The sequence below is a fragment of the Carnobacterium sp. genome, from assembly GCF_049673005.1.
Classification (GTDB): Bacteria; Bacillota; Bacilli; order Lactobacillales; family Carnobacteriaceae; genus Carnobacterium_A.
The window spans coordinates 1-12,574 of record NZ_JBATXB010000019.1 but is presented as its reverse complement, the minus strand read 5'-3'; the positions used below and the strand labels follow the sequence as shown (position 1 = coordinate 12,574).

Annotated in this window: 9 protein-coding genes; all 9 read right to left on the bottom strand. The window is 33.6% G+C overall.

Going from position 1 to position 12,574, the window contains the following annotated elements:
• Positions 1-632: 632 nt before the first annotated feature.
• Positions 633-2,273 carry a glycoside hydrolase family 13 protein gene (locus WBF61_RS01975; RefSeq protein ID WP_424253450.1) on the bottom strand — a complete coding sequence of 547 codons (1,641 nt, stop codon included), beginning with the start codon at positions 2,271-2,273 and terminating at the stop codon, positions 633-635.
• A gap of 2 nt (positions 2,274-2,275) precedes the next feature.
• Complete coding sequence (pgmB, locus tag WBF61_RS01970) at positions 2,276-2,956, bottom strand: beta-phosphoglucomutase (protein WP_424253448.1); 681 nt, start codon at positions 2,954-2,956, stop codon at positions 2,276-2,278.
• A 26-nt stretch (positions 2,957-2,982) separates the two neighbouring features.
• Entirely contained in the window at positions 2,983-5,256 is a 2,274-nt protein-coding gene (locus tag WBF61_RS01965) for a glycoside hydrolase family 65 protein (protein WP_424253446.1), read from the bottom strand.
• Positions 5,249-6,109: a DUF1189 domain-containing protein gene (locus WBF61_RS01960; RefSeq protein WP_424253444.1), complete on the bottom strand. Its 861-nt coding sequence runs from the start codon at positions 6,107-6,109 to the stop codon at positions 5,249-5,251. Before WBF61_RS01960 ends, WBF61_RS01965 begins: the two co-directional genes overlap by 8 nt.
• A gap of 84 nt (positions 6,110-6,193) precedes the next feature.
• Positions 6,194-7,045 carry a sugar ABC transporter permease gene (locus tag WBF61_RS01955; RefSeq protein ID WP_424253443.1) on the bottom strand — a complete coding sequence of 284 codons (852 nt, stop codon included), beginning with the start codon at positions 7,043-7,045 and terminating at the stop codon, positions 6,194-6,196.
• Between the two features lies 1 nt (position 7,046).
• Entirely contained in the window at positions 7,047-8,357 is a 1,311-nt protein-coding gene (locus tag WBF61_RS01950) for a carbohydrate ABC transporter permease (protein WP_424253441.1), read from the bottom strand.
• 77 nt (positions 8,358-8,434) lie between these two features.
• Positions 8,435-9,715 carry an extracellular solute-binding protein gene (locus WBF61_RS01945; protein ID WP_424253439.1) on the bottom strand — a complete coding sequence of 427 codons (1,281 nt, stop codon included), beginning with the start codon at positions 9,713-9,715 and terminating at the stop codon, positions 8,435-8,437.
• 223 nt (positions 9,716-9,938) lie between these two features.
• Positions 9,939-11,213, bottom strand: coding sequence for an extracellular solute-binding protein (locus WBF61_RS01940; RefSeq protein WP_424253437.1), 1,275 nt, complete (start codon positions 11,211-11,213; stop codon positions 9,939-9,941).
• A gap of 182 nt (positions 11,214-11,395) precedes the next feature.
• The coding region (locus WBF61_RS01935; RefSeq protein WP_424253435.1) for a glycoside hydrolase family 13 protein at positions 11,396-12,574 on the bottom strand (1,179 nt) is incomplete at its 5' end.

The window sequence follows — 12,574 nt, the reverse complement described above, 5'->3', positions numbered from 1 at the left end:
CCTGAGCCAGGATCAAACTCTCATAAAAGTTGAAGCAACCCGTTAGGATTGTTTCGCTTTTTAACGATGCTTGAAGCTCATTAAAATGACTTGCTAGCGAATAATTATTCACTTTGTTTCTTTTGGTCCGACCCTTGGCCGAACCGCCGTTCACAGTTTATTGTTTTACTTTGTTCAGTTTTCAAAGGTCTAATTTGTTTGCGTTGTCGTGTTGACAACTTCTAAATAATAGCAAGTACAAATTTTTTTGTCAATAGTATTTTGAATAAATATTTTTTTATTTGAATAAATATTCAAATAGTTTAAATAGTTTCTCTCTATATGACATTTACTAGTGTAGCATAAGGCTTCAGTTTATGTCAAAGAATTTCTTGTACCTTTTAAAAAATATTTTGCAAACAAAGTTGCTGTTAAATTACTAACTTCAATTACTATAACAAGATTTGTATAATCGGTCAACAAAAAAATACAATGTCCGCTCATCTATTTAGATAAGCGAACATTACGTTTGAATTTCTATTTAGATCTCGTATATATATGCAAAAAAAATCTATTACATGAACGTTTTATGTTCCGAAACGAAAATCGTTCACATTTAAATTCATAGTGGCTTAAAGTCTTATTCCTATTTTTTATTTGTGCTCATTTATTTTAAAAACAATCGACTCAAATGAACGTAGATTTAATTTAGAAAGATCGTTAGAACTATCTCCATAATTGCTGATAATAATTGTGCCTTTTCTTGCTTTTTCATCTATATAAGTAGTCTCTTTTTTATAAAAGTTCAAAACAACTAACCATGTTTCTCCAGCATAATAACGTTCATAAACATAAAGTTGCTTATCTTCAGGTAATAGTTCTTTATATTGGCCATATACAACTAACTCATTTTCTTTGCGTAAATGAATTAAATTTTTATAATAGGTAAAAATACTCGTTTCACTTTTTTGATCATTTAGCACATTATATTTTTTATAATCTGGATTTAATGCTAACCAAGGCTCAGCTTCTGTAAAACCTGCATTATTTGAGTTATCCCACTGCATTGGTCGTCTTGAATTATCTCGTCCTTTTTTATTTATAGAAGAAAAAATATCGTCGTTAGAATATCCTTCACTTATTCGTTCATTATATAAGTTTATGGTTTCTATATCATCAATTTCTTCTATTGATGTCACAGGTGTATTAGTAAGACCTATTTCTTCCCCTTGAAAAATATAGGGAGTCCCTTTTAAAAGATGTAGAAAAGTTGCAAACATTTTTGCGGATACAACGCGATATTCAGGAGAATCATCTCCCCAATTAGAAACGATTCTTGGTATATCATGGTTATTCCAAAATAAACTGTTCCACCCTTTATCTCCTAATTCATTTTGCCACTTAGAAAAAACAGCTTTTAATCCAATAAAATCGAGTTCTTTTGTATCCCATTTAGATTTACCAGGAATTTGGTCCAACCCGATATGTTCAAATTGAAATACCATGGATAATTCATTTCTTGCTGGATCCGAATAAAGCTTAGCTATCTCAGGTGTAGCTCCCCAGGTCTCGCCAACAGTTAAGACATCATACTGACCAAATGTAGCACGATTCATTTCTTTTATATACTCATGGAGTTTAGGTCCATTCGTTGTTATAAGTTCATCTGGTACTTTACCGATTGTATCAATGACATCCATACGAAAGCCGCCAATACCTTTTTTTAACCAAAAATTCATCATATCGTAGATTTCTTTACGTACTTTAGGGTTTTCCCAGTTTAAATCTGGTTGCTTTTTACTATATAAGTGTAGGTAGTATTGATTGGATTTTTCATCTAACTCCCAAGCAGAACCGCTAAATACAGATAACAATTCGTTGGGAGTTTCTCCATTTTCTAATGGATCACGCCATATATAATAATCTCTATAAGGATTATCTTTACTTTTTAATGCTTCCTTAAACCAATAATGTTCATCTGAGGTGTGATTAACAACTAAATCCATTAAAATTTTAATGCCTCTTTTTGCTGATTCTTCAATCAGCTCTTCAAGATCATCCATCGTTCCAAAATCCGGTGATATGGCTTGATAGTCGCTAATGTCATATCCATTATCATCGTTAGGTGATTGATAAACAGGGCTTAACCAAATAACATCAATCCCTAAGTCAGTTAAATAATCCAATCGTTTAATAATTCCTAATAGATCTCCAATGCCGTCATTATTGCTATCTTGAAAACTTCTAGGATAAATTTGGTAAACAACCGAATCGTTCCACCACTTTTTTTCCATGTTTATCTTTCCACTCCTTTTCTTTTCTTTTTTACTGCATCCAAAATTGACGTATAACTTAATTCAGCCGTATCAGATACGAACATATCCGCAAATTGCATTGCTTTTTGATCTCCTACTCCTACAGAAAACATATTTGCTGCATTAATTGATTGAATTCCAGCCTCTGCATCTTCTATCCCAACGCACTCTATTGAAGACAAACCCAATTGTTTAGCCCCTTTAATAAAAATTTCCGGATTTGGTTTTCCATTACTTAATTTTTCGGGATCTACAATAGTATCAAATATTTCAGCTATTCCAAGTTGTTTTAAAAGAGTGGGACCATTTTTACTTGCAGATGCTAAAGCTAATTTCATATTTGCCTGTTTTAGTTCAGATATAAATTCCTTTATACCTGGCAATAAATCATCAGGAGAGAGGTTAGTAATAAGTTTTTTATATTCTTCATTTTTTTCTTCTGCTAATTTAGATTTTTCTTGTTCTGAATAAACATTGCTTTTGTTCCCATAAGTTAAAATACGTTCTAAAGAATCCGTTCGACTGATCCCTTTTAATTGTTCATTAAAAACGCGGTCTATTGAAATACCGATTTTTTGACCAAGTTCTCGCCATGCTAAATAGTGGTACTCTGCAGTGTCCGTTAGTACTCCATCTAAATCAAAAATAAATCCTTTTATCAATACTGACACCTCTTTTTTGTATTCGTTTATTGGATTGCACTAGTTAACGTATCAATTAATTCTATTTTTTCACCATACAATTCGATCATTAGCGCTTCTCCCTCATTTAAGGAAACTGTCACATCATTTTTAGTTACAGTAATATGCACTAACCGCGAACGATATTTAATTTTAAAGTTGTACCCTTCCCAATTAACTGGACAAAAAGGTTTAAACGATAAACTCTCTTTAGACGTCCTCATACCTGCAAAACCTTGAACAATTGTTAACCATCCTCCACTCATAGACGTAATGTGCAAGCCATCTTCGGTGTCGTTGTTATAATTATCTAGATCTAATCGAGCTGTTTGAGCATAAAACTCAACTGCTTTTTCTTTTTTACCCAGCTCCGCAGCTAATATGGCATGAATAGAGGGAGAAAGTGAACTTTCATGAACAGTCATTGGTTCATAAAAATCAAAGTTTCGCGCTTTTTCTTCTATTGTAAACTCATCGTTCAAATAATAAATGCCTTGTAATACGTCAGCTTGTTTGATAAAACAAGAACGTAAAATTTTATCCCACGACCAATTTTGATTAATCGGCAATTCCTTTACATCTAATGAAGAAACTGGAAGTAAATCCTTATCTAAGAATGTATCATGTTGAATAAAAACACCTAAACTTTCATCATAGGGGTAATACATCTTGGCTATAATATCTATCCATTTAGCTAGTTCATCATCAGAAACTCCTAAATCAGCTTTTTTTGCTTCTGTTATTTTATTTAGGCTTTCCACTGTATAATTAAGCGTCCATGTTGCCATTCTATTTGTATACCAATTATTATTAACATTATTTTCATATTCGTTAGGTCCTGTTACACCGTGAATCATGTAGTGATTTTCTCGTTTTGAAAAATGAACTCTATCTGCCCAAAAACGAGAAATACTGACTAAAACGTCTATTCCTTTAGTGACTAGATACTCTTCTTTTCCTGTATAATTCGTATAGTTGTAAATAGCAAAAGCAATTGAACTATTACGATGAATTTCTTCAAAAGTAATTTCCCATTCGTTATGACATTCAATACCATTAAACGTAACCATTGGGTATAGAGCACCTTTTAATCCTTGTTGTTTTGCATTATGAAAAGCTCCATCTAATTGATCATAACGGTATTTCAATAATTGTTCAGATACTATTTCATCTGCTACAGATAAGTACATAGGTATAATATAAGCTTCTGTATCCCAATAAGTTGCCCCGCCATACTTTTCACCGGTAAATCCTTTTGGTCCAATATTTAATCTCGAATCTTCTCCATAATAGGTTGAAAATAGTTGGAATATATTAAAACGAATCCCTTGTTGACTCTCATTATCGCCTTCAATAACAACATCAGCTTTGTGCCAACGTTCATCCCATGCAGCAATGTGTTCTTGTTCTAAAACACGAACCCCTTTTTCTATAGCCTCACTCAAGATTCTAGAGGCGACGGTTGTTTGATTGTCTATTTCTACATCTCTACTTGTTACTACACTTACAAATTTTATAAGTTCTGCTTTTTCACCTCTTTTTAACTCGTAGTCAATTATTTCTTCAACTTTCATAACATCTTCATTTACTTGACGTGAGTCTGCATTTTTGGCAAGAGATTGCATCATAGTTGTCACTGTAAACTGTTCAATACCAAAAGGATTTGGGATTGTCTTAGTTGTTAAATGACTTTTTTCACCTACTGACCGCTCGACTTCCAACCAAAATTTTTCTTCATAATTGCTATCTTCATTTACTACATTGCCATCCAGTAATGGCTTGAAAGTTAGTTTTGCATCACCTTTTAAAACTTCAGCAGATACTTCAATAACTGCAAGTTCTTTCATAACAATACTAACAAAACGTTTAAAATGAAATTTTATCTCAACTTCTCCTCTTACCAATGTATAAGATCGTTTTAAAATACCCGTCTTCATGTCTAGCTCAATGGAGTAGTTTTTTATAGAATCTTTTGCTAAGTCAACTTTTCCCCCATCTATCTCAATTTCAACTGGAATAAAGTTGGTCGCATTGATTACTTTTCCAAAATACTCAGGATAACCATTTTTCCACCAGCCAACCCTTGTTTTATCTGGATACCAAACACCAGCTATATAGGTGCCTAAATGACTATCCCCAGAGTATCCTTCTTCAAAATTACCGCGCATTCCCATATAGCCATTACCGATGGATGTTAGACTTTCTTGAAGACGTTTGTTTTCTATTTCTAAAGAAGTAGATTTTATTTTCCAAGGGTCTACTTCAAATAAACGTTTAACCATGTTTTTTACCTCCAACAACTTCCCTATTATTTTTAACTGAGACTGTATCATTGAAACGAGTAGCATAAAATACTAAGAGCACCATTAATGCTAAGCCTACTGATTGAATAGTTAGCATGACAACTATGTCAAATTGAATAAAACTCGACAGCAATGCAAGCAAGGAAGGTATTCCTAGTGCATTAAGAATTAAATTAACCGATTCTTTGTATGTTTTGATGGAAGAAAAAGAATTTTTCTTAGTCAAATATAAAAACACTGCAGATCCTAAAACAATTACTAATGTGCTAACAAATAAAATACTAAAAACTAATAATAATAAAGATCCTATAACATAGATGCGATTCTGGAAAAACCATTGACGAGAAATAGTTTCTTTCATATCTTCAACGGAATTTATTTGGTTGGGATTAAAATCTTTTGTATACCGAACAGTGGAAATCGGTACTCCCTTATTCTTTAAATAAAATTCGTTTTCAGAAAAAACTAACGCATTTTCTGCTTTTAAATTTTCTTCAATGTTAGAATCTGATTCCGTCACACTAACTACTCCGTTATCCTTAACTAGATTTAGTCCCGGTTCAGTAATCCATTCACCTTTTTCATTAGCTACTTCTTTAAAAGCAATTACAACTGATTCATCTATTAATTCAAATGCATCGGGGTAGCTTTCTTCAATTGGGTAGGTATCCATTTTCAAAAAATTTAATGATACTGGAACCATTAATATGCTAGTCAAAAAGAATAGAACGAATAGCAATTGAAACCAATTTAGTTGATGACGGTTGTCAAATATCCGTCTAGGCGTCCAAATTTTTTTAAAATAAGTCAGTGGAAATACATCTGTTTTCATAAAATCTCCTTCTTTTTCTTCACTATTCTTTTCCTTATAACTCACTACGTTAAAACCTGTAAGACAAATTATTTTTTGTTTCTTTTAACCTTTCGTTCCTCCAGAAGTAAGTCCTGAAACAAAGTTCTTTTGTAGCATAAAGAATAGAATTGAAATCGGAACAGCTATCAAGATAGCCCCTGCTGCAAATAGAGAAACTTTTTGATTTTGTGGATTGCTAATAAAAGTTTGAAGTCCAACTGCTACAGTTATTTTTTCTGGACTTCTTAATAAGAATCGAGCTAACATAAAGTCTCCAAAAGGTCCCATAAATGCCCATAGAGCTTGAACAGCAATCATCGGACGAACCAATGGGAGGATAATTTGCCAAAAAATACGGAAATGTCCTGCCCCATCAAGTTTGGCTGATTCATCTAATTCTTTAGGAACGGTATCGAAGTAGCCCTTCATTAGCCATGTATTCATTGGTATACCGCCACCAATATAAAGCATAGATAAGAACCAAAACTGATCTAGCGCGCCTAATAATAAAGCCATAACATAAAAAGCTGTCAATGCTGCCATAGTGGGTACCATTTGAATAACAAGGAAAAAGATTAAGCTTTTCTTTCTACCCATAAAGTTATAACGACTGTACGCATATCCAGCAAGGGTAATCAAAGCAACTTGAACGACCATTGTAGATGTAGCAACTATAAGAGTATTCATATACCACGTACCGTATAACGTTTCATTAAACAGTCGAATAAAATTATTTAATGTCCAATCAGCATTGAAGTCGAGCGAAAATGCTGTAATATTTCCTGATTTAAAGGCTGAACTAGCTGTAATAAGGAGTGGATAAATAATGATTATAGAAAGACCTATCATAAAAGCATAGGTAAAGAATTGACTTAAGAACGTAGAAGTTTTTTGAGATTTAAATGTATTTTTCATCTTAAGCATCCTCCATGTTAAAAGCTTTTGTTTTGCGGAATACAACTAACGATACTCCAATAACGAGTGTAGAAATAATCAATGTGATTGCTGCTGCCATCGAATATTGCGGCGACGTTCCTGTTGTCAATTTATAAATCCAAGAGATTAAAATATCCGTTGCACCAGCACCGCCACCGACACTTCCTGGACCTCCATTGTTAAACAAGTAAATCATTGAGAAGTTATTAAAATTACCTGTATATTGAGTAATAAAAGTGGGCGCTGCAACCATGAAAATCATTGGCAAAGTAATTTCTTTAAAGCGTTGAATAGCATTTGCTCCGTCAATTTTAGCAGCTTCGTATAAATCTTCTGGAATTGACTGTAGAATACTTGTTGTCATGACATAAATATATGGGAATCCTAGCCATCCTTGAATCATTACAATCGCTACTTTAGACCAAAGTGCTTGCGTTTTCCATGCAACCTGGCCAATTTCTACGAAAGGAAGATTATTTAATAATGGAATAACTTGGGTATTGATTGCTCCAATACTATCATTAAACATATTTGAGAAAGACAAAATGGTAATAAATGCAGGAACAGCCCAAGGAAGTAAGAAAATAACTCCAAAGAATCGTTTCCCTTTAATGAATGATTGATTTGTGATTACCGCAGTTATAATGCCTAAAGAAATTTGTAAAGTGGTTGCGCATAGTGTCCAAATAATCGTCCAACTAAATACAGAAGTAAAAGCATCACGATAAGAACTTAAGAATAAAATATTTGTGAAATTTTTAATCCCAATCCAATCGATTAAATTGGCAGGGGGAATGTGATAAAAATCGTAGTTTGTAAAAGCCATAAATAACGTTACTAAAACTGGAAAAATAATAGTGAAGGCCATCATTAAATATGCAGGAACAATTAATAGATAAGGAAAGCCATTATCATATACGTTATATAATACTGTTTTTGTTGTTGTATTTACTGGCAACTGCTTGTTCCATCTTCTTGCTACTGATTTAGCATCATAAATATTCAATGCATAGAAAGCTAAGAAGATAACAATTATAATTAATTGTAATGTTCCTCCAATCATAATAAACAAAGAATGATCTACAATTGGTACACTCCCTAAAGTAAACAAGCCTGTTATAGCATTTGCTCCAAATACAATCATTTCATAAATGAAAGCTAAGGTAATTCCTAAAAATACGATTCCTTTAAATTTTTGTTCATTATAAAATTGTCCAATACCGGGAATGATAGAATACAACATCGCTTTTCTTTCATCCTTCAGCTTTTTTGGCTGATTATCCTTAGACATAATCTCTTCTCCTCTTTTCACTTAATAATAATGGCAGAGAATAGACTCATTCTCTGCCGATAAAAGTATCTCTATTATTATTCTTTAGTATATTTTTGTTCAATAGATTCAGAGATCATTTTAACTGATTCGTCTGCTGACTCTTTTGGTGTCTTGTTGCCAGATGCTGCATCAAACATTAAGTTTTCTGCTCCAGCCCATACTTCAGCCATTTCTGGAATGTTAGGCATTGGTTGCGCTTCTTTATATTGCTCAATTACTGCTGTTGTTAACTCATCATCTTTTTCTGTAGCATACTTACGAGATTCTTGGTTCGCTGGAATTTCGTTTGTAGCATCGTAAAACTTGTTTTGGTTTTCAGTCGTTGTAACATAGTCTAACCATGCTTGTGATACTTCTTTATTTTTTGAATAATTGCTGACAACCCAACCTTTTCCTCCACCAAACGCTTGGTACTCTTCGCCATTGTTCAAAGTAGGAATTGTTGCTACGCCGTAGTTCACTTCAGCTTCTTGTAAAGCTTGTGCTTGCCAAGGTCCACCAATAAATGCTGCAACTTTACCAGCTAAGAATTGATCTGTAATGAAAGCATCTGAACTTGTGATATCTAGCATTCCTTGAGGCCATACATTTTGGAACCAATCAGTAGCATACGTAATCGCTTCAACTGCTCCTTTATTATTTAAACCAACATCTGATGGATCTGTTCCGTCTTCACCAAACACGTACCCACCATATCCTGCAACTAATCCATATGAGAAGTAAAAGTCAGTCCATTTTGCTAAGAAACCAGTATTTTTTCCAGCTTCTCCTTCAAAATTATATTTCTCATCTTTAGCTAATGCTTCAACTTCTTTAAAAGTCTCAGGTGCTTTTTCAATTAAATCTTTATTGTAATATAAGACAAGTGTTTCAATAACAGCTGGTTCGCCGTATATTTTACCATCAATCGTTACTTGCGCTTTATCCGTATCATCATATTGATCTTCATTTCCTAATGTTACCTCTGCAATGTGCCCTTGTTGTCCTAAAGGTCCAATACGGTCATAAGCAGACATCATAATATCTGGAGCACTACCTGCTGGTCCATCCAATGGCAAAGCCTCTAATTGTTCAAACATATCTCTTTCGGTAATTTTAATTTTGACATCATGCTCTTTCTCAAAGTCGCCTTTAATTTCATTAACATAATCAACGTATCCAGCATCAACTGCGATGTTTAATTCCCCATCTTTTTTACTGCCTTCTGAGCCAGAAGTAGCTGTATCTGATCCACTTCCTCCACCACATGCAGCCAATAATAACGCACTTGCAGAAACCAACCCAACAGCATACTTTTTCCAATTATTTTTTCTCACTTTAATATCCTCCTCTTATGTGTTTGCCTTATTTATTTCTCTTTGTATTCTTATTATTGACGATAAAACGCTTTCTTGCAATCGTTTTATCGTTGTTACCGGTAACAGAATGATTCTTATCCAAAGTCTTCTATAAAAAAGCCCATTTAACATTACTTTTACCATATATGCGAGATGTAGATAATTTTTTTTGCAATTTTAGACTATACCATTTCCTTATCAACTACTCCTTGCCTTCATATTTTTGCTTGATGTTATCTTTTATCAATTTCACCGTATCATCAGCTGCTTCTTTTGCTGTTTTATTCCCTGATGCCGCATCAAAAATCATTGATTCTGTTCCAGTCCAGACTTCTTCCATTTCTGGAATGTTAGGCATTGGTACCGCTGAATTGTATTGTTCAATAACCGCATTCGTTAGTTCGTCATCACCATTGCTAATGGCCTTTCTTGTTTCTTGATTGGCTGGAATTTCTGCTGTTAGTTCATATAATTCTTTTGTGTTTTCAGCATTGTTAACAAAATCAAGCCATTTTTGTGCAAGATCTTTATTTTTTGTATAAGAACTAATTGTCCAACCTGTTCCCCCAGCAAATGGTTGATAAGTCTTATTATTTTGTAAGGTTGGAATAGGTGCAACACCGTAATTAAGCCCTGCTTCTTTATAACTAGCAGCACCCCAAGGACCATTTATAACTGCGGCTGTTTTATTAGCAGTGAATTGGTCATTCATAAAGTTCTCAGCACTAGTTGCATCCAAGGCACCCTTTGGCCAAATATCTTGATACCATTTTGAAGCATACTCAATTGCTTCAATTGCTTCTGGCGTGTTTAAACCAATATCTGTCGTATCTTTTCCGTTATCGCCAAAAATATAGCCACCGTAACCAGTTATTAATCCTAGATAGTGATAAGGCGTTACCCAGTTAGCTAAAAATGCTGTATTTTTCCCTTTTTCATTTTCAAAAGCAAATTGATCATTTTTAGCCAGTTCTTCTAGATCATCGAATGTTTTGGGAGCTGTATCAACCAAATCTTTATTGTAAAACATAACTAATGTTTCAATAACAAAAGGAGCTCCATATATTTTTCCATTTGAAAGGACTTGATTCTCGTCCATTTTATCGTAGCGCTCATCATTTGGTAATGTGACTTCAGTTAGGTGCCCTTGTTCTCCTAAAATACCTATCCTGTCATAAGGCGCGATTAAGACGTCTGTTCCAATACCTGCTGGACCATCTAATGGTAAAGCTTCTATGGAATCAAACATATTTTTTTCGGTTATTTCTACTTTAACATCATTCTCTTTTTCAAAATCAGCGACTATTGCACGAACATATTCTGTGTATCGTTCATCAACATCTACGTTTAAAACTGTAGAATCGTCTTCACCATCAGTAATTTTTGAATCAGGAGTATTATCTGTACATGCTGTAAGAAATAAAGTAGTAAGCAAAAAGAAACTAATCAATGTTTTCCCCCAGTGAATTTTTTTCATTTAGAACTCCTCCTTTTTATAATATAACGCATCACTCTGAATCAATTATCTTAGAAACACACCTTTTATGCAAACCTTTACATCTAAAACGATTGATTGATTTTTGCAACAAAAAAAGGAGTAGAATGAACTACTCCTAAACGTGTAGTAAGGTGTGCCTTACTACATTGTTCTTTTAATAATTATTTTTTAAATACAACAAAACCATTTTTCTTAATTGTTAATACAACCTTCTCGGTGTCTACTAAATGAGATAAAAGAACTATCGATTTGGTATCGATGGACACTTCTAAATCTTCTTCTCCTTGATTAAAATAGGCAACAAGTACATCTTCCCCAAAAGAACGCTTAAATCCAACAACATTATCGTCATCACGAACATCAAACCAATCTAGTTTTCCATAACTTAATATTTCTTGATGTTCTTTTCTAAAGGCAATTAATTTTTTACTGAAATCTAGCATGGCTAAATCTTGCTCATCTTTATCCCAGACCATGCATTTACGACAGTCTGGATCATCGAAACCATCCATGCCAACTTCTGTACCATAATAAATACAAGGTGAGCCGTGTTGCATAAAAGTAAATAGCAAACTGGATTTAACACTATCTTTATTTCCTGCACTGATTGTTAAAATACGAGCAGTGTCATGAGAGTCAAGGGAGTTAAACATTACTTCGTTTGCTTGTTGACGATAAAGCATTAATTGCTCATTTAATCCTGAGACCATTTTACTTGCAGTCATTCGTTTATTCATAAAATAATCTTCTATCGTTCCAGTAAAAGCATAGTTCATAACTGCATGGAACTCGTCACCTTGCAACCAACTTTGAGAAGAGTGCCAAATTTCTCCTAAAATATAAAAGTCTTCTTTTAAATCCGTTGTGACTTGATAAAATCTTTTCCAGAAATGGTGGTCAACTTCATTAGCTACGTCTAAACGCCAAGCATCAATATCAAATTCACGAATCCAATAAGCTGCTACCTCCAATAAATAGTCTTGAACGTCTTTATTAGCTGTATTTAATTTTGGCATATGTCCAGTGAATGCAAACGTATCATAAGGAACTTGTCCCACATTTTCAAGTTCTTCAGTTGTTAGTGTATCGTCGATTTTAACCGGAAATTTATGAATATGGAACCAATCAGCATACTTAGATTTTTCTTCATTTTTAACAACATCAGTCCACTGATGAGAAAGCATTCCTAGATGATTAAATACCGCATCTAACATAATTCGAATCCCTCTTTTGTGAGCCTCATCAACTAATTTTCTCAATGTTTCTTTATCTCCAAAATCAGGATCAATTTCAAAATAATCTGTTGTGTCATACTTATGGTTTGACGTTGCCTTAAAAAT

What these genes read in the sequence shown, in the direction of transcription:
- WBF61_RS01960 (WP_424253444.1), bottom strand. Translation starts at nt 6,109, where the DNA reads ATGAAAACAGATGTATTTCCACTGACTTATTTTAAAAAAATTTGGACG.
- WBF61_RS01975 (WP_424253450.1), bottom strand. Translation starts at nt 2,273, where the DNA reads ATGGAAAAAAAGTGGTGGAACGATTCGGTTGTTTACCAAATTTATCCT.
- WBF61_RS01950 (WP_424253441.1), bottom strand. Translation starts at nt 8,357, where the DNA reads ATGTCTAAGGATAATCAGCCAAAAAAGCTGAAGGATGAAAGAAAAGCG.
- WBF61_RS01965 (WP_424253446.1), bottom strand. Translation starts at nt 5,256, where the DNA reads ATGGTTAAACGTTTATTTGAAGTAGACCCTTGGAAAATAAAATCTACT.
- WBF61_RS01955 (WP_424253443.1), bottom strand. Translation starts at nt 7,045, where the DNA reads ATGAAAAATACATTTAAATCTCAAAAAACTTCTACGTTCTTAAGTCAA.
- WBF61_RS01940 (WP_424253437.1), bottom strand. Translation starts at nt 11,213, where the DNA reads ATGAAAAAAATTCACTGGGGGAAAACATTGATTAGTTTCTTTTTGCTT.